The organism is Amycolatopsis sp. NPDC049868 (assembly GCF_044461365.1).
In the GTDB taxonomy this organism is placed as follows: Bacteria; Actinomycetota; Actinomycetes; order Mycobacteriales; family Pseudonocardiaceae; genus Amycolatopsis.
On the sequence record NZ_JBITKV010000006.1, the window covers coordinates 246,565 to 270,188 of the forward strand.

General features: G+C 69.6%; 22 protein-coding genes. 14 read left to right on the plus strand and 8 right to left on the minus strand.

The annotated features are described in order from the left end of the window. Positions 1 to 4: 4 nt before the first annotated feature. Positions 5 to 1,144: an acyl-CoA dehydrogenase family protein gene (locus ACIBTM_RS25525; RefSeq protein WP_395879637.1), complete on the minus strand. Its 1,140-nt coding sequence runs from the start codon at positions 1,142 to 1,144 to the stop codon at positions 5 to 7. Positions 1,145 to 1,302: 158 nt separating this feature from the next. Between ACIBTM_RS25525 and ACIBTM_RS25530 the strand changes: the two genes are divergently transcribed. The 5 genes from ACIBTM_RS25530 to ACIBTM_RS25550 all read left to right on the plus strand — a co-directional run bounded on the left by ACIBTM_RS25530 (position 1,303) and on the right by ACIBTM_RS25550 (position 5,511). Further along, complete coding sequence (locus ACIBTM_RS25530) at positions 1,303 to 2,790, plus strand: ATP-binding protein (RefSeq protein ID WP_395879639.1); 1,488 nt, start codon at positions 1,303 to 1,305, stop codon at positions 2,788 to 2,790. Positions 2,791 to 2,860: 70 nt separating this feature from the next. After that, complete coding sequence (locus ACIBTM_RS25535) at positions 2,861 to 3,361, plus strand: flavin reductase (protein ID WP_395867015.1); 501 nt, start codon at positions 2,861 to 2,863, stop codon at positions 3,359 to 3,361. After that, the gene (locus ACIBTM_RS25540; protein ID WP_395879641.1) at positions 3,358 to 3,618 is read left to right on the plus strand and encodes a hypothetical protein; all 261 of its coding nucleotides are present in this window, start codon (positions 3,358 to 3,360) and stop codon (positions 3,616 to 3,618) included. The genes ACIBTM_RS25535 and ACIBTM_RS25540 overlap by 4 nt, the downstream gene beginning before the upstream one ends. Next, a complete protein-coding gene (locus ACIBTM_RS25545; protein ID WP_395879642.1) occupies positions 3,615 to 4,859 on the plus strand; it encodes an amidase in 1,245 nt (414 codons plus the stop codon). The genes ACIBTM_RS25540 and ACIBTM_RS25545 overlap by 4 nt, the downstream gene beginning before the upstream one ends. A 10-nt stretch (positions 4,860 to 4,869) precedes the next feature. Then, the gene (locus ACIBTM_RS25550) at positions 4,870 to 5,511 is read left to right on the plus strand and encodes a response regulator transcription factor (protein ID WP_395879643.1); all 642 of its coding nucleotides are present in this window, start codon (positions 4,870 to 4,872) and stop codon (positions 5,509 to 5,511) included. Positions 5,512 to 5,630: 119 nt separating this feature from the next. Here the strand turns inward: ACIBTM_RS25550 and ACIBTM_RS25555 are convergent, their stop codons facing one another. Both ACIBTM_RS25555 and ACIBTM_RS25560 read right to left on the minus strand, forming a co-directional pair. Then, positions 5,631 to 6,179, minus strand: coding sequence for a nuclear transport factor 2 family protein (locus tag ACIBTM_RS25555; protein ID WP_395879644.1), 549 nt, complete (start codon positions 6,177 to 6,179; stop codon positions 5,631 to 5,633). Beyond that, entirely contained in the window at positions 6,176 to 7,498 is a 1,323-nt protein-coding gene (locus ACIBTM_RS25560) for an MFS transporter (protein WP_395879645.1), read from the minus strand. Before ACIBTM_RS25560 ends, ACIBTM_RS25555 begins: the two co-directional genes overlap by 4 nt. Positions 7,499 to 7,659: 161 nt before the next feature. On the opposite strand from ACIBTM_RS25560, the gene ACIBTM_RS25565 reads away from it, so the two are divergent. From ACIBTM_RS25565 to ACIBTM_RS25585, 5 genes are all read left to right on the plus strand, one after another. Then, a complete protein-coding gene (locus ACIBTM_RS25565) occupies positions 7,660 to 9,078 on the plus strand; it encodes an amidase (RefSeq protein WP_395879646.1) in 1,419 nt (472 codons plus the stop codon). A 116-nt stretch (positions 9,079 to 9,194) separates the two neighbouring features. Continuing rightward, complete coding sequence (locus ACIBTM_RS25570) at positions 9,195 to 9,935, plus strand: ABC transporter ATP-binding protein (RefSeq protein WP_395879647.1); 741 nt, start codon at positions 9,195 to 9,197, stop codon at positions 9,933 to 9,935. A gap of 4 nt (positions 9,936 to 9,939) precedes the next feature. Beyond that, complete coding sequence (locus tag ACIBTM_RS25575) at positions 9,940 to 12,510, plus strand: FtsX-like permease family protein (protein WP_395879648.1); 2,571 nt, start codon at positions 9,940 to 9,942, stop codon at positions 12,508 to 12,510. Between the two features lie 187 nt (positions 12,511 to 12,697). Continuing rightward, the gene (locus ACIBTM_RS25580; protein WP_395879649.1) at positions 12,698 to 13,057 is read left to right on the plus strand and encodes an antibiotic biosynthesis monooxygenase family protein; all 360 of its coding nucleotides are present in this window, start codon (positions 12,698 to 12,700) and stop codon (positions 13,055 to 13,057) included. 96 nt (positions 13,058 to 13,153) lie between these two features. Further along, positions 13,154 to 14,107: an Acg family FMN-binding oxidoreductase gene (locus ACIBTM_RS25585; RefSeq protein WP_395879651.1), complete on the plus strand. Its 954-nt coding sequence runs from the start codon at positions 13,154 to 13,156 to the stop codon at positions 14,105 to 14,107. On the opposite strand, the gene ACIBTM_RS25590 is transcribed toward ACIBTM_RS25585, so the two are convergent. The 5 genes from ACIBTM_RS25590 to ACIBTM_RS25610 all read right to left on the minus strand — a co-directional run bounded on the left by ACIBTM_RS25590 (position 14,041) and on the right by ACIBTM_RS25610 (position 18,937). Next, positions 14,041 to 15,408, minus strand: coding sequence for a DJ-1/PfpI family protein (locus ACIBTM_RS25590; RefSeq protein ID WP_395879652.1), 1,368 nt, complete (start codon positions 15,406 to 15,408; stop codon positions 14,041 to 14,043). The genes ACIBTM_RS25585 and ACIBTM_RS25590 overlap by 67 nt on opposite strands. A gap of 2 nt (positions 15,409 to 15,410) precedes the next feature. Beyond that, entirely contained in the window at positions 15,411 to 15,809 is a 399-nt protein-coding gene (locus ACIBTM_RS25595) for a hypothetical protein (protein WP_395879653.1), read from the minus strand. 297 nt (positions 15,810 to 16,106) lie between these two features. Next, a complete protein-coding gene (locus ACIBTM_RS25600; protein WP_395879654.1) occupies positions 16,107 to 16,748 on the minus strand; it encodes a response regulator in 642 nt (213 codons plus the stop codon). After that, positions 16,745 to 17,848, minus strand: coding sequence for a sensor histidine kinase (locus tag ACIBTM_RS25605; protein WP_395879655.1), 1,104 nt, complete (start codon positions 17,846 to 17,848; stop codon positions 16,745 to 16,747). The genes ACIBTM_RS25600 and ACIBTM_RS25605 overlap by 4 nt, the downstream gene beginning before the upstream one ends. Before the next feature lie 90 nt (positions 17,849 to 17,938). Continuing rightward, positions 17,939 to 18,937, minus strand: a complete 999-nt coding sequence (locus tag ACIBTM_RS25610) for a LacI family DNA-binding transcriptional regulator (protein ID WP_395869208.1) — start codon at positions 18,935 to 18,937, stop codon at positions 17,939 to 17,941. Positions 18,938 to 19,098: 161 nt separating this feature from the next. Here ACIBTM_RS25610 and ACIBTM_RS25615 point away from each other — a divergent pair, with 161 nt between their 5' ends. The 4 genes from ACIBTM_RS25615 to ACIBTM_RS25630 are packed head-to-tail and all read left to right on the plus strand — an operon-like array spanning position 19,099 to position 23,624. Next, entirely contained in the window at positions 19,099 to 20,166 is a 1,068-nt protein-coding gene (locus tag ACIBTM_RS25615) for an ABC transporter substrate-binding protein (RefSeq protein WP_395879656.1), read from the plus strand. Between the two features lie 2 nt (positions 20,167 to 20,168). Beyond that, positions 20,169 to 21,644: a sugar ABC transporter ATP-binding protein gene (locus ACIBTM_RS25620; RefSeq protein WP_395879657.1), complete on the plus strand. Its 1,476-nt coding sequence runs from the start codon at positions 20,169 to 20,171 to the stop codon at positions 21,642 to 21,644. Between the two features lie 34 nt (positions 21,645 to 21,678). Further along, entirely contained in the window at positions 21,679 to 22,635 is a 957-nt protein-coding gene (locus tag ACIBTM_RS25625; protein ID WP_395879659.1) for an ABC transporter permease, read from the plus strand. Next, entirely contained in the window at positions 22,632 to 23,624 is a 993-nt protein-coding gene (locus ACIBTM_RS25630; protein ID WP_395879660.1) for an ABC transporter permease, read from the plus strand. Before ACIBTM_RS25625 ends, ACIBTM_RS25630 begins: the two co-directional genes overlap by 4 nt.

Sequence of the window (23,624 nt, forward strand, 5' to 3'; positions counted from 1 at the left end):
TGGGTCACTGGAAGCCGGGAACGGTGGGCGGATGGCCCATCAGCACGGCACCCGCGGCGTCGTACATGGCCGGGCCGAGGAAGGCGTGCTGCTGCGGGACGAGGGCGTCGCCGAGCAGCCATTGCAGCGGGTGGTCGTTGGCGATGGCGCCCGTCCCGGACAGGCCGATGACCCGGTTGACGGTCTCGGCGGCGGTCTTCGCGAGATGGGTCGAGGCCAGCCGGAGATGGGCGTTCTGGTGCGGCGCCACGGGATCGCCGTCCAGCACGGTCTGCCACGCCTCGTGGGTGACCTCGTAGAAGTACGCCTGCGCCGAGCGCATCGTCGCCTCGGCTTCGGCCAGTCCCGTCCGGTAGTAGGCGCGGTCGGCGAGTTTCGGCGCGCCCGTGACGCCCGAACGGCCGCTGCCGACCTCGGTCGCGAAGTCGAGCGCCGCGCGGGCGACACCCGCTCCGACGACCGCCAGGACCTGGGAGGCGTACGCGAGGGTGGGGTAGCGGTACAACGGCTCGTCGATGGTGGGCTCACCGCCGCGGATGAACGTCCACTCCCGTGGGACCTCCACCTTGTCGACGACCAGGTCGAAGGAACCGGTGCCCTTCATCCCGACGACGTCCCACTCCTGGATGATCTCGACCTGCTCGGGCCGCAGCAGGGCGGTGCGAGGCTTCCCGGCGGTCGTGTCGTCCCCGGGGATCCCCACGCCCAGGACGTCCGCGCCCATGCAGCCGCTCGCGAACTTCCAGCGCCCGTCGACCAGGAAGCCGGAGGCGGTGGGCTCGGCGCGTTGCACGGGGAAGAGGCCACCGGCGAAGCACACGTCCGGACCGTCGGCGTACAGCTCGGCCTGCGTCTCGACGGGCAGTGCCGCGAGATAGACCAGCGCGGAGCCGAAGCTGGCCACCCAGCCGGTGGATCCGTCGACGACGGAGATCCGCTCCACCATCCGCAGGAACTCGGCCGGGGGCAGGGGCTTGCCGCCGAACCGTTCCGGCGTCGCGGAACGGTAGACGCCTGCCGCCTTGAGCCGGTCGACGAAGTCGCGGGAGACGTACCGCTGGTCGCGGAACTCCTGACGGCGCTCAGGGAGTTCGGCCAGGACATCGTCGAGTGTCACGGCCGGGCTCTCCTGGATCTGGGCCATCGGGCGCTCCTCGCGTCGTAGGGAAGATGTCTCCGACGCTAGGGATCACCGCCGCGCGTGGCCATTGGTCATTGCCTGCCGACGGCCGGGATTCCCACGCAGAGGGGTAGGGGAAATCCTTACCGGAGGGCCAGGTGGCGAACTCCTATGCTGAGGCCGTGGAGGTCGACCCGATCGCGCCCGAGCTGGCAACCGGCGACTTCGTGGCGATGATGAACGCTTCGAAGGTGTGCGTGCTCGTCCACGACGCGGTGACCAAGAACATCCTGTGGGCCAATCCCGCCGCGTGCGAAATGCTCGAATTCAGCCTTTCGGAGCTGCGCCCGCTCAAGGCCAACCACATGAGCAGCTCCGCCCAGCAGTACGACCGGGTCATCGGACGGGCGTGGCTCCAGGCCGCGGTGGAACACGGTTCGAGCCGGATCGTGTGGCACTACCGGAGCAAATCCGGCCGGGTCATCCCCACCGACGCGGTCGCCATCCGGGTCGAGCTGGCGCGCGGACCGGCGGTGATGGTCCAGTTCCGCGACATCCAGCGCGCTGAGGAGATCGAACGAGAGCTGAAGCTGACGACGTCGTACGTCGACGCGCTGGCACGGCACACCTCGACCGTGGCGTTCATGCTCGACGCCGCCGGCGCGGTGCGGTTCGCCACGGACAGCGCGCTGACCTTCCTCGGCCTGACCGGCGACGACGATCGGCTGGCCGGGGAGCCACTGACCGCGTACGCGCGGCTGTACCTGGGCGGCAGGCCGGTGCGCTGGGCCGAGGTGGTCGCCGGCGCCGATCCGGTCGGGCCGGTGCAGCTGGAGTTGCCGGGGGAGAGCGCGACCTGGCTGGAAGGGAGCCTGGAGCGGCTTTCCGAGTCCGAGGTCGACGCGTATCTGATGATCCTGCACGACGTGTCCGAGCGCGTCCGCGGCGAAGCGCGGCGAGAGCTGGAACTGCGGCACGAGAACTACTTGGCGCGCTACAACGCCATGGGGGACATGGCGATGGCGATCGCGCACGAACTCGGCCAGCCGCTGGCCGCCGCGGCGAACTTCATCGCGGGCATCCGGGCGCGTGCCGCCACGATGGCGGACGGTGGTGACGTCCGTGAGCAGATGGGCTACGGCTTGGACAGCGTGGCTCGCCAGATCGACCGGGCCAAGGAGATCGTCGGTTCACTGCGCTCGTTCGTCGGGCATCTGGAACAGGTCGAGCAGGTGGTCGACCTGAACGAGATCGTCCGGGAGTGCCTGTACTTCATCGAGCTGAGCGCCGCGCCGAACTCCGTCGCCATCGAGGTCCGGCTCGATCCGGCGCCGGTGCTGGTGCGGTGCGAACGCGTCCTCACCGGGCAGGTGGTGATGAACCTGTGTCTCAACGCGATCGACGAGACCGCGGAATGCGAGCCCGTGCAGCGGCGGATCACGGTGGGCACACGGGCCGATGAGGGGGCCGGCGTCCTCACCGTCGACGATCACGGCCGCGGCATCGCCAGGGATCCCTTCGTCGAGTCCTTCACCAGCAAACCCGGAGGCAGCGGGATCGGGCTGGCACTGAGCCATCGCATCATCACCCGGCAGCACGGAAGCATCTGGGCCGAGCGGCGGGACGGCGGTGGCTCGCGGTTCGGGTTCGCCCTGCCACTGGCCACGTAAGGGAAATCCTCAGGCGGCGCGGTGGAACTCGGGATATCGCCGGTTTCGGCCACGGCTCTAGCGTCGAGGTATGCCCGATGAGCTGACCACCACCCAGCGACGGTTTCGCGCGGCGATGGCGAACCTTTCGACGGCTGTCAACATCGTCACCACCGACGGCGTCAGCGGCCGCGCCGGCATCACGGTGAGCGCGGTCTGCTCGGTCACCGACTCACCGCCGACCCTGCTGGTCTGCGTCAACCAGTCGAGCTACACACACGACATCTTCCGGACCAACGGCAGGATGGCCATCAACGTCCTGGCCTCCCAGCACGAGGACCTCGCCCTGCAATTCGCCGGCGCGACGGACGTGCCGATGCTCGACCGGTTCCGGTTCGAGGTCTGGGATCACGACAGGTTCCGCATCCCCGTCGTCCGCGACGCGGCCGCCGTCCTGATCGGACAGGTCGGCGCAGAGTTCACCCAGGGCACGCACACGGTGCTCTTCGTCGAGGTCGAGGACGTCTTCGTCGACGAGGACGCCGGGGGCCTCGCCTACTTCCGGCGCGAATTCCACCGGATCGCGCCGTGAACGAGCGCACCACGTTGATGTGTTACAACGACACCCACGGGTACGGCTGGCGCCATGTGGATCTGTTCGTGCACGACTCCGAGGGCCGTGAGCTGAACTGGGTCCATTGGCAGGTCCCGGCCGACGGTCCCGACGCCGCCGACGAAGTGACGGCGCGGGTCGAACCCCGGCTGAGGCGCACGTCGGAATGGCGGCACGCGGTCAGCGCCGGCGGCGTGGACTATTGGGAAGCGGATGCCGCTTGGGAGGACGAGTGAAGCTCACGCGACCCTGGTCGCTGCGTGAACTCGTCCAGGACCTGCGGCAAGGGCGGACCACCCCGGAGGCGGCTTCGCGACGCGCATTGGCGCGGATCGCCGAGACGGACGCGGATCTGCGCGCCTGGGTCGAACTAGTGGCGTTCCAGCCTGGCACCGGGGTGCTTGGCGGCGTACCGCTCGGGGTCAAGGACATCATCGATCTGGCGGGCCTGCCCACCCGCTGCGGTTCGGCCCTGCGCGCGGAGGCCACCCCGGCGACGGCGGACGCGGCGATCCTGACTGAGTGGCGCGCGGCCGGGGCGATTCCGCTCGGAAAGACGGTCACCACCGAGTTCGCCTTCTTCGCTCCTGGCCCGACTCTGAATCCCGCGGTCCCCGGCCACACCCCAGGCGGCTCGTCGAGCGGATCGGCCGTCGCGGTCGCGTCCGGGCAAGTGCCGTTGGCGCTCGGTTCGCAGACCGCCGGGTCGGTCACCAGGCCGGCGTCGTACTGCGGGGTCGCCTCGCTGGTGATGAGCCACGGCCGGTACCCGGTCACCGGGGTGACGGGGTTGAGCCCCAGCCTGGACAGCCACGGCGTCTTCGCGGCCACGGCCGCCGACCTCGCGATCGCATGGCCTGCGCTGACCGGCGAGCCCGCACAGGAACTGCGTCCGCCGCGGGTCCTGGTGTGGTCCGCTGCCGCGCTCGACGTCGTCGAAGCACCGATGCGGCACGCGCTGACTCAAGCGGCGAAGCGTCTGCAGGAAGCCGGGGCGATCGTCGAGCCGTTCCGCGACGAACGGCTGATGGCCGAGCTCACGGCCGCACATCCCGTGGTGATGGCCTACGAGGCGGCCCGGGAAAGGACCGCCGAACTCGCCGTGGCCGAGCGCTTGAGTGCTCCCTTGGCGCAGCTTCTCCAGGCCGGTGCCGGGACCTCGGCCGACGAGTACGAAACCGCCCGGGCCACCATCGCCGACGGCTCCGCCCGTCTGGCCGAGATGTTCGACGCCTACGACGTCGTGCTCGGCCCGGCCGCGCCCGGAGCGGCGCCACGCGGGCTGGAGGCGACCGGTAACCCGGTGCTGAGCCGGGGCTGGCAGGCACTCGGCCTGCCCGTGGTCGCCCTGCCCGGATTCACCGACGCGGCGGGTCTGCCGCTCGGACTGCAACTCGTCGGCCGTCACGGCGGGGAGGACGAACTGCTCGGGCACGCCTGCTGGGCGGAGCGGGTGCTCGCCGGGGATTCATGGTAAGGAGCTCTCCATGGTCACCACCGATTCCGCGTCCGGCGGCGAGACGTCGCCGGTGGTCTACATCGTCGACGACGACGAGGCCATCCGCCAATCCCTGGTGTTCCTGCTGGAGAGCGTCGGCATCCAGGCGCTCGTCTACCCGGACGGGCCGACGTTCCTGGAAGAATTCGACCCCGACGAGCCGAGCGTGCTGATCATCGACGTCCGGATGCCGGGGCTCAGCGGCTTGCAGCTGCAGGAGAAGCTGGTCGCCCGGGAATTCCCGGCCCCGGTGATCTTCTGCTCCGCGCACGGCGACATCCCGATGTCCGTGCGGGCGCTCCGCCTGGGCGCCGTCGACTTCCTCGAGAAGCCGTACGAGCCGCAGCGGATGCTGGAGGTCGTCCAGGCACAGCTGGTGGTCGCGGCGGAACGGTTCTCGGAGGCCGCGTGCCGCAAAGCCGTCGCCGAGCGGATCGCGACCCTGACCCCGCGCGAACGGGAGGTGCTGCGGCTGGTGATCGACGGTCTGCCCAGCCAGCTGATCGCGCGCCAGCTGGGCACGAGCGTGAAGACCGTCGACGTGCACCGGGCCCGGATCAAGGCCAAGACCGAGTCGGACAGTCTCGGCACGCTGGTGCGCGATGTCCTTCAGCACCAGGTCACGGTGTAGACACGGGTCGTTCAGCCCGAAACGCCACTCACGAGCCGGGTTGGGTAGCTGAAGTACATGAAGGCCCCCTTCCTGTACTTAGGCGCAAGGATGGGGGCCTTCATGTACTTGGCATGCGATCAAGCCATCAGCACCGAAGCCGCCGGAAAGTCCGAAGCGAACCCCGCGGGCAGCGGAGCGATGAAGACGTTCTCGGTCCGCGTGCGGGTGATGAGCCAGCGGCCGTCGTGGCGCCGGAACGTGTTGTTGAGCCTGCTCGATCGCAGCAGTCCCGTCCCGTCGGCGTACAGCCACGGCTGGACGTGGATCCATTGCCCATCGGCCCGGTCGCCGTCGACGTGGATCTGCTCCGAAGTCAGGTAGTGCGCGTTGAGGACCAGCGCCGGATCCCGCTTCTCACCCCAGAACCGGGCGAAATGCGCCCGGATCCGGTCCTTGCCCACCGCGCGGCCGAACTGCCCGTCGTAGTGCTCGCCGACGCCTTCCCAGACGGCGTCCTCGGCGTACAGGTCGAGGATCAGGTCGATGCGCTGGTCGTCGTCGGTGACGCCGTATTCCGGGCACGGCGTGTCGCAGAGGAACATGTAGCGGGCCTGAACGCGGCGGATCTCGGCCTCCGCCTCCAGTACCTCGACGCGGCGCCGGAGTTCGGTGAGTTCGTCGTTCATCGATGGGTCCTCACGGGTGCGGTTTCGGGAAGGGCCAGCAGGCAGACGACGGTCAGGGCCATCCCGCCCGCGAGGTAGTAGCCGACCGACGTCGAGGTGCCGGTCCATTCGATGAGCCGGTTCGCCATCGACGGCGCGAGACCGCCGCCGAGCACCGCGCCGATCTGGTACGCCAGCCCGGCGCCGGACTGCCGTTGTTCGGGCGTGAACAGTTCCGTCAGATAGGTGATCAGCGGGCCGAACAGGAAGCCGGTGAGGGCGAAACCACCGGCGATGGCGAGCGCCCATGCGGTCAGCGTGCCGACCCGGGCGATCGGGAAGAGCACGAACATGTACGCCAGGACCGCGACGGCCGCCGCGAGCATCACGGGTTTGCGGCCCAGCCGGTCGGAGACCCGGGCACCGAGCACGACCGTCACCGCGTGGAGCGCGAGTCCGGGCAGCGTGCACCACAGCACGTCCTGGATGTCCAGGCCGAGGCCCTTCGGCGCGGGGCCGGCGGCGTAGGAGAGCATGAACCCGGCCAGGACGAACATGACCCCGTTGAGCCCGGTGTTCGCGCCGGCGGCGAGCAGCAGCCTGCCCCAGTTGTCGCGGATGACGTTCCAGATCGGCAGTTTGACGATCTTCTTGTCCAGTTTGCTGGCCGCGAGCTCGTGGAACACGGGCGATTCCTCCAGCGCCCGCCGCGCCCAGACTCCGATGGCGAGGACGACCGCGCCCGCGATGAACGGGATCCGCCAGCCCCAGCTGGTGATGACCCCTTGCGGCAAGTAGAAGATCAGCACGAAGGCGAGGTTCGCCAGCAGCGCGCCGAGTGGTGAGCCCAAGGCGACGAAGGCGCCGAACGCCGCCCGTCGTGACGGCGGCGCGTGCTCGACGGCGAGCACCGACGCCCCGCCCAGCTCGCCGCCCCGGGAGAAACCGTGCACCAGGCGCAACAGGACGAGCAGGAACGGCGCCGCCACACCGATGGTGGCGTAGCCGGGCAAGAGACCCATCAGGACGGTGGCCGCGCCCATGAGGTAGAAGGTGATGAGCATGGCGCGGCGGCGGCCGTAGCGGTCGCCCACCCAGCCCATCACGATCGCACCGAGCGGCGCGACGACGTAGCCGATCGTGTAGGTGGCCAGACTCATGAACGAGGCGAACCAGGGATCGGTGTCGCCGGAGAAGAACACCTTGGGGAAGACCAGCGCGGAGGCGACCGTGTAGATGGAGAAGTCGAAGAACTCCAGCGACGTCCCGGCGCCCGCGCCGATCGCGAGCCGGCGGGTCTGGGTCGAGGTGGTCCTGGGTGGAGCGGTGGATGCTGTCATGCGCGCTCTTCCTTGAACGGTGACGGGCGGTCGACGTTGCGCCCCTCCCCGGCAACGTTCGTCCCAAGGTAGGAAGGAGCAGGGATCGCGCCTAGTGGAGGAACCCGTTCCCCCGCTGAAGGTTTTCCCTACCCTGTCCCTGACGACGAGGAGGTCCGCGCGTGAGCGCTGTCAACGATCTGTCCGCCACCACCCAGGCCGGGCTGCTGGCCTCCGGCGAGTTGTCGGCGCGGGAACTGCTCGACGCCACTCTCGACCGCGTGGCGGAGCTGAACCCGGTGCTGAACGCCGTCGTCAGCATCGACGAGGAGAGCGCGAGGGCCGCCGCCGCGGCGGCCGACGAAGCGCGGGCGGCGGGGCGGTCGCTCGGACCCCTGCACGGGCTTCCGCTCGCCGTGAAGGATCTCCACGCGACGGCCGGCTTGCGCACCACCTTCGGCTCGCCCGCGTTCGCGGACAACGTTCCCGACGCCGACGATCTCGTCGTCGCCCGGATGCGCGCCGCGGGAGCGATCGTCTTCGGCAAGACGAACGTCCCCGAGTTCGGCGCGGGCTCGCACACCTTCAACCCGGTGTTCGGCCTGACCCGCAATCCGTACGCGCCGGACCGCTCGGCGGGTGGTTCGAGCGGAGGTGCCGCCGCCGCGCTCGCGGCCGGGATGACGTCGCTGGCCGACGGCAGCGACATGGGCGGATCGCTGCGGAATCCCGCCTCGTTCTGCAACGTCGTCGGGCACCGCCCGAGCCCTGGTCGGGTCCCGGCCTGGCCGTCGAAGGACGCCTGGTTCACCCTTGGTGTCCAAGGCCCGATGGGACGCACGGTCGCCGACACGGCCCTGCTGCTGTCCGTTCAGGCGGGCCCCGACGATCGTGCTCCGCTGTCACTGGCCGAACCCGGCAGCGTGTTCACCGCCGGACTACCGTCCCGATTGGACGGACTGCGTATCGCGGTCTCGCCCGATCTCGGCGGCCGGGTACCCGTCGACGCCGAGGTCGCGGCGATCGTGGAAGACCAGGTGGAAGTGCTGCGTGGTCTCGGCGCCGAGGTCGTTTCGGGCTGTCCGGATCTGACCGGGGCCGAGGAGGTCTTCCGTACCTTTCGTGCCCTGAACTACGCGCAGTCCGTCGGTGATCTGGTCGACGCCGAACCGGACAAGGTCAAACAGGCCGTCCGGTGGAATGTCGCGAAAGGACGCGCGCTCACGGGAGCGGATGTGGCCGAGGCCACGCGACTGCGCACCGAACTGTTCCACCGCGTCCGCGCCTATTTCACCGAAGTGGACGCCGTCGTCCTCCCCGCCAGTCAGGTACTTCCCTTCGACGCGGAGCTCGAGTACCCGAAGACCGCGGGTGGGTCCGAAGTGGAGGATTACCTGCACTGGATGCGGGCGGCCTATCTGATTTCGGCCACGGAATGCCCGGCCACGGCCGTCCCGGCGGGTTTCACCGGCGACGGGCTGCCGGTCGGGGTCCAGGTGGTCACGCCGCATCACGCCGACCTGCGGGCGCTCGGGATCGCGCACGCACTGGAGAACGCCAACGGCCACACCGCCCGGAGGCCGGCGATCTCCATGGCCTGACCGTCTCGTGGTGGTGCCAGCGCTACCACGAGTCTTCCCTCACGCGGGATCGATCGCGAACCTCGCTGCCCGTAGGTTCAGTCGAGAGAGATCACCACCGCTAAGGGGAAACGACGATGAATTCAGGGGGCGCGTGCGCCTTGACGCTGGAATCCGTGAGCAAGGTCTACGGATCCGGCGACGGCGCGGTCACGGCTTTGAACGGGGTGACCGTCGAAGTGCGCCGGGGCACGTTCACCGCGGTGATGGGACCGTCGGGCTCGGGTAAGAGCACCTTTCTGCACTGCGCGGCCGGGCTGGACAAGCCGAGCTCGGGCCGGGTGCTGCTGGGGGACACGGAACTGAGCAGGCTGCGGGAGAAAGCGCTCACAGAGCTGCGGAGAACGCGCATCGGGTTCGTCTTCCAGGCCTACAACCTGTTGCCGTCTCTGAACGTGCTGCAGAACATCACCCTGCCGATGCGGCTGGCCGGGAAGAAACCGGACCCACAGTGGCTGCGCGAGATCGTCGAGGGTGTCGGGATCGCGAAGCGGCTCGAACACCGCCCGTCGGAGCTCTCCGGCGGCCAGCAGCAGCGGGTCGCGATCGCCCGCGCGCTGGTCACCCGGCCGGAGGTCGTCCTCGCCGACGAGCCGACCGGGGCGCTGGACACGCGCACCGCGAAACAGGTCCTCGACCTCCTCCGTTCCATTGTGGACGGCATGGGGCAGACCGTGCTGATGGTCACCCACGACCCGGTCGCGGCGTCGGCCGCGCACAGCGTGCTGTTCCTCGCCGACGGCAAGCTGGCGGGGCACCTTCCGGCGCCGACGCCGGAACGGGTCGCCGAGCGCATGACCCACCTCGGGGAGTGGTGACGTCATGTGGGATCTGGCCTGGCAGACGATCAAGACCCGCTTGAGTGGTTTCGTCGGCGCGTTCGTCGCGATCCTTTGCGGGACGGCGCTGGTCGCCGGTTGTGGTGTCCTGATGGAATCCGGTCTGCGCGCCGGTGTCCCCACCCAGCGATACGCCGACGCGGCGGTCGTCGTGGGCGGCGGGCAGACGGTCGATCCGCCCGGAACCGGCGCGCTCGACAGCAAGCAGGTCGCCGAGCAGGCGTCGGTGCCGGTGACGCTCACCGGGGCGATCACCGCCGTGCCCGGGGTCCGTGGTGCGGTGGCGGAGCAGAGCTTCCCGGCCACCGTGGTGACCGCCGACGGCAGGCCGCTGAACGGGCCGGAAGGCGGCCAGTCGCTCGGTCACAACTGGGACGCCGCCGTGCTGGCACCGTTCTCCCTGCGGGACGGCCGCGCGCCCGCCGGTGCCGACGAGGTGGTGCTGGACGCGGAACTGGCGGCACGGAGCGGCGTGTCGGTCGGGCAGCGGGTGAAGATCGCCGTCCGCTCGACGCCGGTCGACTTCCGGGTCTCCGGGATCGCCGCCCCGAAGACCGGCGACGGTCTCGCCCGGCAGTCCGCGCTGTTCTTCTCGCCGGAGAAGGCGACCGAACTCGCCGGGACTCCCGGACAGGCACACGCGATCGGCGTGCTGGCGGAGCCGGGCGTCCGGCCGGGTGATCTCGCCGAGAAGATCAGCGCCGCGGTCGGTTCCGACAAGGTGACGGTGACGACCGGGGTCGAGCGCAGCACGGTCGAGTTCCTCGACGTCAGCCAGACCCGGATGCTGCTGATGGCGCTCGCGGGTTCGTTCGGCGGGTTCGCGCTCCTCATCGCGGTGTTCGTGGTGGCCAGCACCCTGGCACTCGTCATCAACCAGCGTCGCCGGGAGTTCGCCCTGCTGCGGGCGATCGCGGCGACACCGCAGCAGATCCGCAAGCTCATCGGCGCCGAGACGATGTTGGTCGCCTCGGTCGCCGGCGTGCTGGGCAGCGCTCTCGGGGTGGCGGTGGGCTTCGGCCTGAGGAACGCCTTCGGTGCCATCGGGGTGATCCCGCCGGACTTCGAACTGGCGATCAGCCCGATCCCGCTCGTCGCCGCGCTGGCGCTGGGCCTTGGCACGGCGCGGCTGGCCGCCTGGTCGGCTTCGCGGCGCCCGTCGTCGATCCGCCCGGTGGAGGCGCTCGGCGAGGCCGCGGTGGAGCGGCGCGAACTCGGCCGGGTGCGTCTCATCGTCGGCTGTGCGCTGGTGGTGGCCGGTTTCGGCGGGTCGATGGTTCCGATCTTCCTTCGCGGTGACGCGGGGCTCGCGGCTTCGGGAAGTTCGTCGCTGGTGATCGTGATCGGGCTGGCCGTGCTCGGCCCGAAGGTGGTCGCCCTCATGACCCGGCTGATCGCCCCGGTGCTGAACCGGATTTCGCGGATCAGCGGCTATCTGGCCGCCGCGAACAGCCAGGCCAACTCGCGACGGCTGGCGGCCGCGGTGACGCCGGTGATGCTGGCGGTCTCGTTCGCGCTGACGATGTTCTACAGCCAGACCTCGGCAGCGGCCGCACGCCAGGAAGAGACCGTCGAGTCGACCACGGCGGACTACGTGCTCGCCAGTGGTACCGGAGGGCTGTCCCCGGAGGTCGCCGAGGCGGCACGGCGGGTCCCCGGTGTCGCCGCCGCGACCCCGGTCGTGCGCACCGAGGTGCTGAACACGGTGCAGGAAGAGGACAAGCTGCGCGTCGAGCGGTACGCGGCGCAGGGACTGGACGGCGCGCAGGTTCGCGGGAACCTCGACCTGGGCGTCGTGTCGGGCAAGATCACCGACCTGACCGGGAACACCGTGGCGATGAGCGAATCGGAAGCCGATTGGTACGAGAAGAAGATCGGCGACGACGTCGAGTTCTTCTTCGGTGACGGTGCTCCGGCGAAGCTGCGGCTGGTCGCCACCTACACCCGTGACCAGGCGTTCGGCCGGTACGTGCTGCCCGCCGATCTCGCGAGGGCGCACACCGGTGACCGGATGGACGATTCGGTGCTGGTGCGGCGGCAACCCGACGCGGATTCCGCCGCCGTGACCGCCGCGCTGAACGAGCTCGCGGTCCGCTATCCGGGGCTGGCCATGACGCCGGGATCGGCGGTGGCCGCGCCCGCGAACGGGCAGCAGGACACCCAGTTCTACGTGAACCTGGTCGCCGTCGGGGTGATCCTCGGCTACGTCGTGATCTCGGTGGCGAACACACTGGTGATGAGCACGGCGCAACGCTCGCGGGAGTTCGCGCTGCTGCGCCTGATCGGCACCACGAAACGCCAGGTGGTGCGGATGATGCGGTTCGAAGCGCTGGCGACGGTCGGCGTCGCGGCGTTGCTGGGCACCGTGGTGGCGGGGATCCCCCTGATCCTGCTGAACCTCGGCCTGCGCGGGACACCGCTGCCGTCCGGCACGGTCACCGTCTTCGGCGGTGTCATCGCCGGGGCGATCCTGCTCGGACTGGTCACGCTCGGCCTCGCCACCCGCGTGGCGCTGCGGTCGAAGCCGATCGAGGCGATCGGACTCCGCGAATAGCGCGCTGGGCGTAGGACGCGAAAGCCACTTTCGGGACATCACACGTCGCGAAAGTGGCTTTCGCGACACGCCACCTTTGCCGGGGCGGCGTCCGTTCACCGGGTTCGAAATGTCGGGCAGGTCACTCTTGATCTCCACTTAGGTCGAGGGCGAATGCTGGGTTCATCACCAGCTTCGAGGAGTGAACATGAGTGAGGACAAGGGTTTCTACTCGATCATCGAGTACGCGGTCGACGGGCCGGAGACCCAGGCGGCGTTGGTGGAGGCCTTCGCCGGGATCCAGGACCGCTGGGTCCGGTTCTACCCGGGCTACGTCTCGGCCCGGTTCCACGCGAGCGTGGACGGGACGCGGGTCGTCAACCTGGTCAGCTGGGCGAGTGAAGAGGACTACCGGCATTTCGAAGAGACGTCGGACACCGCGGGCCGGCTCGCGGCCATCCAGGAGGCGCTCGACGGCCTGCCCGGCGAGGTGGAGTCGCTGGTGAGCGCGAACCCTCGTTACCGCGTGGTCCGGGAGACCGGCCCCGGTCCGCGGGTGGCCGGCTGAGGGCCGAAGGTCCCGGTCCTAAAAGACCACGGCCACTTCCGGCCCCGGCTTCCCGGACGAAAGGGTGAGAGGACCACCTCCGGCTAGGGAGCCGCGATGATCCTCACCGAAACACCGGTCGTCACTGCCGCGCTGGAGGCCGCCGTCCGGGCACCGTCACCCCACAACACGCAGCCGTGGCTCTTCGAGGTCGGACCGGACGTCATCGGCCTCGTCCTCGACGAGGATCGCGTGCTCGAGGTCTGCGACCCGGACCGCCGCGAGGCGCGGTTGTCCTGCGGCGCGGCGCTGCTGAACCTCGAGCTCGCGATCGCCGTCGCGGGGCGGTCCTGTGACGTGGAGTTCTTGCCGGAGAAGGACCGCCCGGAACTGCTGGCCAGAGTGGGGATCGGGCCCCGGCACCGGGCGAGCGCGGCCGAGCAGCGCCTGGCGGCGTCGATCCGCGTGCGGTACAGCAACCGGCGGCCGTTCGCCTCGACCCCGGTCCCCGCCTGGGCCCGGTACGCGGTGCGGCGGGCGGCCGGGGACGAGGGCGCGAAACTGGTCCTGCTCGACGAGGTAGGCCTGCTGGAGGCCGTCGCGGGACTCATCCGGCGGGCGGATCACATGCAGACCCTCGACGATCGTTTCCAGGCGGAACTGCAGGCATGGACCAGGGAAAGCGGGAGCCACGACGGCGTCCCGGGCTACGCGGGCGGACCGCGTCCCTCGGGTGGGTTGCTGCCCGTCCGGCATCAAGGGGAGAGCGACCAGGTCCGGGAGTTCGAACGCGATCCGGTCGTCGCGGTGCTGACGACACCGACCGACGGGCCCCTCGCCCAGATTCGGGCCGGGCGGGCGATGCAGCGGGCGTTGCTGACGGCGACTTCGCTCGGCCTCAGCGCGTCGTTCTACTCGCAGCCGATGGAAGTCCCGTCCGCCCGCGCCGTCCTCCGGTCACTGCTCGGCGAGAACGCGCACCCGCAGGTCGTTTTCCGCCTGGGCTACGGCTTCCCGGGTGCCGTCACACCTCGCCGCCCGGTCGGCGACGTCCTCCGGATCACGCGATAGAGCGCTCGGATACCGAAGGCCACGAGCAGGCCGAGGACGGCCAGCCCGAACGGGCGCAGCGTGACCGTCCACGGCCACGCCTCACCGTCCAGCGCGAGATGCTCCGTCCCGTACTCCAAGGTCCTGGCCGTCCACCGCGTGGTCGCGGTGTCCGTGGTGCGCACCAGGTCTTCGAGTACGGCGTCGAACGGGAATCCTGGCGCGGCGTGCAGGTACACCGGCGAGAGCGCGGAGAACCGATCGGCGGCGTGACTCGCGGCGGCGTCCGCGCCGGGCACGACGAGCCGGTCTTCCGGCACCGGCGTGCCGCGCGGGGCGAAGGTCAGTCCGTGCCGGGACAGGATCGGCGCGCCGTCGAGACCGACGGCCGTCGTCTCGACCGCCAGCGACTGGCCGTAGGTGTCGAACACCGCGGCGAGTTCGAGTTCCCGGATCCCGGAAGTCAGCAGGACCCCCAGCATCGGCTTGTCCCACCGGAAGGCGGTGTTGAATCCGACGACGGTGTCCGCCGCTTCGAAGCTGTTCTGTGTCATCGGCGGGCTGGAGCCGGGGGAGTAGTGGGTCCAGCCGACGGCTTCGGCCGCCTTCCGCGCGGTTTCGGTGCCGGCGAACCGCTCGGTGACGCGGAGCGCCCCGTCGATACCGGAGAGGATCCCGGCCGTGGTCACGATGTTCCCGTCGTCGACGTAGCGCGTGCCACGAATCCAGTCCACCGCGGGGAATTCGTCCTCGAAGCCGCCGATGCGGATCCAGTGCGCGGTGGCCTTCCGTCCGTCGAGGAGCCCGGCCGAGGCGAGGACGCCCGAACCGTTGCAGACGCTCATGAGCAGCGAGCCTCGCGACGACTGCCGCCGCAGCCAATCGGTCACCGGCCGCGTGGTCGGCTCGCCGAGGTCCGGCAACGCGGGTACCACCACGACGTCCGGGGCGGCGGCCGAGAGCAGTCTGTCGAGATCGGCGAAACCCAGGTCCGGGATCAGATCGAGCCCGCCGGTCAAGGTGACCGGCCGGGCCAGCGGCGCGACGGTGTAGACGTTGAACGCGCCGGACGCGGCCAGGACCTCGTACGGTGCGAGCGCGTCGGAGACGACGGCACCTTCGTTCCCGACGACGACCACCGCGGTCGGCTTGGCGGGGTCGTGTGCCTTGTGTACCGGCGGCGGCGCGATCCCGTCGGTTCTCTGCGTGTAGCGGTTCTCGAAGCTGGCGCTGAGTGTGACGGCGCCGAGCGTGACCGGCAGGGCCAGCGCGGCGACGGTGAACGCCAGCACGGTCAGCGTGACCCGGACGAAGGATCGCATGGTCAGGCTCCGTACTCGGCGCGGCGGCGGAGCATGGCGGCGAGCATCGCGGGCACCATCAGCACGTGCCCGGCCGTCATCAAGGCGGGCCCCGAGATCAGGCCGGTCCAGAAGAACGGCAGGACCAGCAGATAGGGCACGTACATCGCGGCCGACATCTCCGCGATCGGAGCCCAGCCGTGGCGCCGGATCCGCATCCACAGCGCCATGCCGAGCGACATGTTCGTCGCCATCACCAGCGCGTTCGCGGTCACGTTCCCGGCGAGGCCGGGCCACAGGAACGACCAGACCGGCTCGAAGACGATCATCCCGGCCACCATCGAGAGCAGCATCTCCACGGCGTGGCGGGTGAAGTGCAGGACGGCCTGCTTACGGGTCTTCTGTTCTGTCGTGTGGTTCATTTCCGGCTCCCTCGGTCGATGCGACGGGAGCAATGTTCAGCCGCGGCGGGGCACGAGGGCAGGTGCCGGAAGTCATGTGCGAGGTCATGTGACCGGTGGTCAGGTACCTGCGATCGGGAGGTGTCGCGTGACTGGAGGGATGACACACGTGATCGGACGGACGACATACGTGTCCAGGCGGATGACTCGTGCGGACCTGCCGGCGTGACGGTGTCGTCCCCCCAGTCACGCGTGTCGTCCGTCTGATCACACGTGCCGTCCGGCCGGTCACGCGAAACGTCCGGTTCGATCCGCCGTTCAGAACAGGCCGAGTTCCTTCGCGCGCAGGGCGGCCTGGGTGCGGTCCCGCACCTGGAGCTTGGACAGGACGCTCGTCACGAGGTTCTTCACCGTGCCCTCGGCGAGGAACAGTGTCTTGGCGATCTCGCGGTTGCTGCGGCCATCAGCCAGGAGCCGGACGACCTCCAGTTCCCGTTCCGAAAGCGGTGTCACCAACGGCCGGGGTGTTTCGGCGGGCAGCCGGGCCACTCGCGCGACGAGTTTCGCCGCGACGGAAGGCTGCAACACCGATTCGCCCCGCTCGGCCGCGACCAGCGCTTCGACCAGCCGCGTCGACGAGACGTCCTTGAGGAGATAGCCGACGGCGCCCGCGCGCAACGCGGCGAACACGTCCTCGTCGTCGTCGAACGTCGTGAGCGCCAGGACACGAACGCCGGGCTGCTCGGCCCGAATCCGTGCGGTGGCCGCGATCCCGTCCAGCACGGGCATCCGCAGATCCATCAGCGCGACGTCGGGACGAAGTTCGGCGCAGAGCCGCACGGCCTCCTCACCGTTCGCCGCCTCGCCGACGACGTCGATTCCCGGCTGGACTTCCAGCAGGGTCGCCAACGCTTCGCGGAACAACGCCTGGTCGTCGACGATCAGCACGCGGACGGTCATCCCGGCACCTCCACGGTGAGCGTCAAGCCCTTCCCTTCGGCGGAGTCGACCGAGACCCGGCCGCCGAGGCCGGCGACCCGCTCGCGGAGCCCGATGAGGCCGAAACCCTTGTCCGGCAGGGAATCCGCAGCGATTCCGAGGCCGTCGTCGCGGACTTCGAGGCGCACACGATCGGCGACGGCGTAGTCGAGCACCACGGTCGCGGCCTTGGCCCGCGCGTGCTTGCGCACGTTGGTCAGTCCCTCCTGAGCCGCCCGGAACAGCGACTCCTCCACGTCGGCGCGGGTGTCCCGCGCGGTGCCCTTGACCTCGAACCCGGTCGGCACGCCCGCCGCGGAAGCCTCGTCCGTCAACGTCCGCAACGCGTCCGTGAGCGGCTCGGAGCGCGGCTCCCGCAACGCCGACACCGACCGGCGGACCTCCGCCAGCGCCTCGCGCGACTGATCCTGTGCCTTGGCGAGCATCCCGTCGGCCCGCTCCGTGTCCCCGGTGCCGATCACCGCGCGGGCCGCCTGCAACATCATCTGGACGACCGTGAGGTGGTGGCCGAGCCCGTCGTGGATGTCGCGCGCGAGCCGGTTGCGCTCCTGGATCGTCGCGAGTTGTTCGGCCTGGGCGGCGTGGTCGCGAAGACGTTCGTGCGCCTCGGCCAGTTCCTCCCGCGCCCGCTTCTCCCGGACGACCAGCTCGGTCACCACGGCGGCGAAGACCATGACCGCCAGCGTCCCGAGTCCCTCGCGGAGCCCGTCCATCGGCGCCATCGGCAGGTGGATGAGCGGGATCACCACCGCGACCCCGAAGGCCACCGGCAGCGGCAGCAGCAACACGGTGTGGCAGACGAGGACCACGAGAAGCAGGACCGCCCCGACGGCGGCGCCCGAAAGCGAGAACAGGGTGAAGCCGAGCGGTAACTGAACGCAGACGTACGCGATCGCCCAGGCACGTCCGTGCTTCTGCACCCAGGGGAAGCCGGCGATCGCGATCGCCGCGTAGACCAGCCCGGTGAGGAGCGTCGGCAGCACGAGCGTCTCGTACTTGGCCGAGCCGAGCGGCAACGTCACGTACGCGAGGAGGGTCAGCACCGCCAGGGCCCGGTTCACGGACACACAATGCCACGACTCCCGCTTTTCGTCCTCTGAATGCGGTCCTTGCACGCGCAACTACCGCATTCAGAGGACTGAACGCGGGGGTCAAGCGATGGTGCTGTTCCGGATCTCCAGCGAGAACGGCGTCTGGACGTCCTCGGGTTCGAGGTCGCTCCCGCCCGCGATTCGCCGGCGCAGCAGATCGACGGCGGCGCGCGCGATCGCCGCCTTGTCCGGCGCGATCGTCGTCAGGGACGGCAGGCTGTACGCGCTCTCCTCGTTGTTGTCGAAGCCGACGATCGCCATCTCCGACGGGACCTGGACGCCGCGTTCGGCCGCCGCGCGAAGGGCGCCGATGGCGAGAAGGTCGTTGAAGCAGAAGACCGCGTCGGGTGGTTCCGGCAGCGCGAGGAGATGCGCCATCGCTTCGGCGCCGTTGGCGCGGTGGTACCGAAGGGCGGGCAGGACCAGTTCCGGGATGGGCGCGAGCCCCGCCTCGGCGAGCGCGGAGTGGTAGCCCTCCAGACGTTGCGCGGCGGTGTGCCGCTGCGGATGCGCACCGATGGCGGCGATCCGGCGGCGGCCGAGCGAGATCAGGTGCCGCACCGCGATCCGGGCGGCCTGGACGTTGTCGATGCCCACGTGGTCTATCGGGACGTCGACGACGTGCTCGCCGAGCATCACCAGCGGAACACCCGGCGCGAGGTCCTCGAAGTCGTTGGTGTGCAACGCTTCCGGGCTGATGATCGCGCCGTCGATCAGATGCGGGCCCAGCGCGGAGAGTGCGTTGCGCTCACGTTCCCTGGTGCCGAGGGTCTGTTCGATGAGGACGTTCCACTCGTGCTCCTGCGCCGCCTGCAGCACCAGGCCCGCCAGCTCGCCGAAGTACGGGATGCTCAGCTCGGGCAGCATCAGCCCGAGGAACCCGGTGCGCCCGCGGCGGAGGTTGCGGGCACCGAGATTGGGCCGGTATCCGGTCGAGGCCAGCGCCTCCTCGACGCGTTTGCGGTTCTCCGGCTTGACGAAGTCATAGCCGTTGACCACGTTCGACACGGTCTTGACCGAGACGCCCGCAAGCTTGGCGACGTCCTTGAGCGTGGCCACCCTCGCTCCCCTCCACAGTGCTCCGGTACAGATCCGGCACAGCCTAGCCGCGCGAACGGCGGATTTACAACGTTGTACCAACGATGTAAATCTGGCATCGTCCCTATGAGTGACATGGGTCACCGCAGACCCGTGTGCTCGACTTCCCCGAGGAGCGATCGATGTCCCTGCCCATCCGCCGCACCCTGCTCCTGGTGACCGGCCTCGCGCTCGCGCTGACGGCCTGCACCAGCCGTGAGACCCAGCAATCCGCCCCGTCGGGGGCGGGGCCCGCCGCTTCGGCGGCGCCGAACCAGGCCGCTGGGCCCGGATGCGCCCGTGAGAAGACCGGCTACCCGCAGGTGGACGTGAAGAACGCGGTCATCGGCTTCTCCCAGTCGGAGAAGGAGGCGAACCCGTTCCGGATCGCCGAGACACAGTCCATCAAGGACGAAGCCAGGAAACTCGGTGTCCCGGACGGCAAACTCCTGGTCACCAACGCGCAGAGCGATCTCAACAAGCAGGTCAGCGACATCAAGTCGTTGCTGGACCGGGGTGCGCAACTGCTCATCGTCGCCCCGCTGAACTCCGACGGCCTGCAGCCCGCCCTCGACGCGGCGAAGGCCAAGAAGGTCCCGGTCATCACGATCGACCGCAAGGTGACCTCACAGCCGTGCACCGACTACCTGACCTTCATCGGCTCGAACTTCGTCGAGCAGGGCAAGCGCGCGGCGCAGGAGATGGTGAAGGCCACCGGCGGCACCGGCAAGGTCGCGATCCTGCTCGGCGCGTCCGGCAACAACGTGACCACCGATCGCACCAAGGGTTTCAAGGACGAGATCGCCGCGACCACGGGCATCCAGGTCGTCGCCGAGCAGACCGGTGAATTCGACCGGTCCAAGGGGCAGGCGGTGATGGAGCAGCTCATCCAGAGCAACCCCGAGATCACCGCGGTCTACGCCGAGAACGACGAGATGGGCATCGGCGCCGTCACCGCGCTGAAGGCCGCGGGCAAGACGCCGGGCAAGGACGTCAAGATCGTCTCGATCGACGGCACCCGCAACGCCGTCCAGCTCATCGCCGACGGCAGCTACAACGCGGTGATCGAATCCAACCCGCGCTTCGGGCCGCTCGCCTTCTCGACGCTGCAGGATTTCGCCGCCGGTAAGGAGATCCCGCCGACCGTCGTGATCTCCGACGACCAGTACGACTCGGCGAACGCCGCGCAGAAGCTCGGAAACGCGTACTGACGATGGAACCGGTTCTCGAGGTCGAAGGCGTGACGAAGACGTTCGCCGGGGTACGTGCGCTCGACGACGTGTCGTTCGCGCTGCGGCCGGGCGAGGTGCACGCGCTGGTGGGCGAGAACGGCGCCGGCAAATCGACGCTGATCAAGGTGCTCACCGGCGTGCACAAACCGGACTCCGGCACGATCCACGCACGGGGCGCGATCTCCACGATCTATCAGGAGGTCAACCTCATCCCGCTGATGAGCGTGGCGAGCAACGTGTACCTCGGCCGCGAGCCGAGGAAGCGGTTCGGCCTGGTCGACTGGGCGCGGATGAATTCGGACGCGGCGGCCTTGCTGGCGGACTACGGCATCGACACCGACGTCCGCCGTCCACTCGGGACACTGAGCGTCGGCGCCCAGCAGATGGTCGCGCTGGCCCGCGCGGTTTCGGTCGACGCCGACGTCGTGATCATGGACGAGCCGACGTCCTCGTTGGAGTCGCGCGAGGTCGAGACGCTGTTCGAGGTCATCGGCAGGCTGCACGAACGCGGGATCGCGATCGTGTACGTCAGCCACCGGATGGACGAGCTGTACCGGATCTGCGAACGGGTCACGGTGCTGCGGGACGGCAAGCGGGTCCACACCGGACCGCTCGCCGACCTGCCACGCCTGGAACTGGTGTCGATGATGCTCGGCCGCAGCGTCGGCGACATCCGCTCGCACGGCGCGACGGCCTTCGAGGGCGACCACGAGGCCGGCCGGGAACCGGTGCTGCGCGCGGAGAACCTCACCAGCGGCAACCGGCTGGGCGGTGTCTCGGTGGAGATCAAACCCGGCGAGATCGTCGGCCTCGCGGGGCTGCTCGGCTCCGGCCGGACCGAGACCGCGCGGGCCATCGTCGGCGACCTGCCGCTTTCCGGTGGCACGGTGCTCGTCGGCGGAAGGCAAGTCCCGCAAGGGAATGTGGCGGCCGCGATGCGCGCGGGCGTGAGCATGCTCGCCGAGGACCGCAAGACCGAGGGCATCATCCCGCATCTTTCGGTCCGGGAGAACATCGTGCTCGCCGCGTTGCCGAAGCTCTCCCGCTTCGGCCTGGTCAGCCGGGCCCGGCAGGACAGGATCGTCGACACGTTCGTGAAACGCCTGCGGATCAAGGTGTCGAGCCCGGACCAGAAGGTCGCCGAACTCTCCGGCGGCAATCAGCAAAAGGTGCTGCTGGCCCGCTGGCTCTGCACCGAGCCGAAAGTGCTGCTGCTCGACGAGCCGACCCGGGGAATCGACGTCGGCGCGAAGGCCGAGGTGCAGGCGCTCATCGACGAACTCGCGAAAGAAGGGCTCGCCGTCCTGCTGATCTCGTCGGAGATGGAGGAGCTTCTCGACGGTGCCGACCGGCTGATAGTGCTCAAGGACGGAGCGGTGGTCGGGGAACTCGCGGGGGAGCGGCTGACCCAGGACCACGTGCTGGCCGCGATCGCCTCGGGCGGCGCGGATGACTAGTACGCAGCGGAGAACGGAGGAACCGGGGCCCACCATGACCGAAACGGCGAAAACGGTGGACCGGACCCGAGTGGCGCGGTGGCTTCAGGAATACGGCGTGTACGTCGCCGTCGTCGCGCTCGTGCTGTTCAACATCGCGTTCACGGCGAACTTCCTGACGGTCGGCAACTTCCGGACGCAACTCATCCAGGCCGCGCCGGTACTGGTGGTCGCGCTCGGGATGGCGCTGGTGATCGGCACCGAAGGCGTCGACCTGTCGGTGGGCGCGGTGATGGCGCTCTCCGCCGCGCTCGTCCCGCTGTACCTCGGCGCCGGAACCCTGCCGGCGGTGGCGGTCGCGCTCGCGGCGGGGCTGGCCGCGGGGACGCTGAACGGGGTCCTCGTCGCCAAAGTCGGGATCCAGCCGATCGTGGCGACACTCGCCTTGCTCGTCGGCGGGCGCGGGCTCGCGCTCGTACTCGCCGACGGCCAGTTGATCCAGCTGCACGATCCGGATTTCCTCGCGCTCGGCAACGGCGAGGTGCTCGGGATCCCGGTGAGCGTGCTCATCGCGGCCGTACTGGCCGTGCTGGTGGCGGCGCTGGTCGGGAAGACGGCGTTCGGCAGGCGCCTGGTCGCGATCGGCGGCAACCGGCGGGCCAGCGTGCTCGCCGGGCTGCCGGTCAACCGCGTCCTCATCGGCGTCTACGCGATCTGCGGGCTGCTGGCGGCGCTGGCGGGCGTGCTCTCCACCGCCAGGCTCGGCGCCGGCGACCCCGCGGACGCCGGATTGCTGATGGAACTGTCCGCGATCACCGCGGTCGTGGTCGGCGGCACCCCGCTGACCGGCGGCCGTGTCCGCATCCTCGGCACGGTGATGGGTGTCCTGCTCATGCAGCTCGTCCGCGCCACGCTCATCAAGCACAACCTGCCGGATTCGACCGCGCAGATGATCCAGGCCGCGATCATCGTCGGCGCGGTCTACGTCGCACGGGAACGGAGCAGCCGATGACCGCGGCGCCCACGATGGCCGCCCAGGACTCCACGCGGCGCGAGCTCATGACCGGGGTCCTGCAGAAACAGGGCGCGGCGATCGCGCTGGTGCTCATGGTCGCCGTCGCGTGGCTGCTGTTCCCGCGCTTCGGCAGCCTGGACAACCTGCGCGACATCGCGTTGCAGAGCTCGTTCCTCGCGATCATCGCGCTCGGGATGACGTTCGTGATCATCACCGGCGGGATCGACCTGTCCGTGGGGTCCGTCTACGCGCTCGGCGGGGTCCTCGCCGCCTACGGATCGCAATGGGGTTTCCTCGTCGCGCTGCTGCTGCCGCTGGCGGTGTGCGGGCTGATCGGCCTGATCAACGGGTTGCTCGTCGCGAAGACCGGGATGGCGCCGTTCATCGTCACGCTCGCGTCCCTGCTGTTCGCCCGCGGGCTGCTGCTCGCGATCACCACCGAGGGTGCGACGACGTACAAGATCCCGGAGGGCGAGGCGTTCGTCGAACTCGGGCGCGGCACGCTGTTCGGGTTCGGTTATCCGGTGTTCATCGCGGCGGCGCTGTGCCTGGTCGGCGGGCTCCTGCTGCGGCGGACGCGGTTCGGGCAAGCGGTGTTCGCGACCGGCGGCTCGGAGCAATCCGCGAAGCTGATGGGGCTGCCGGTGGCGCGCACCAAGGTCACCGTCTACGTGATGAGCGGTGTCCTTTCCGGGCTCGCGGGCGCGCTGACCGCGGCCTACCTGCAATCCGGTGTCACGGTGATCGGGGTCGGCCTCGAACTGGACGCCATCTCCGTCGTCGTCATCGGCGGCACCCTGCTGACCGGCGGAATGGGCACGATTCTCGGAACGGTCATCGGCGTGGGCATCCGAACGGTCATCCAGAACGTCATCAACCAGATAGGAACTCTCGACAGCAACTACCAGTCGGTGGTCAGCGGTGCGTTCCTGCTGGTGGTCGTTGTGCTGCAGCGGTCGCTGGCCCGCACGACCGCCCGGAGATAG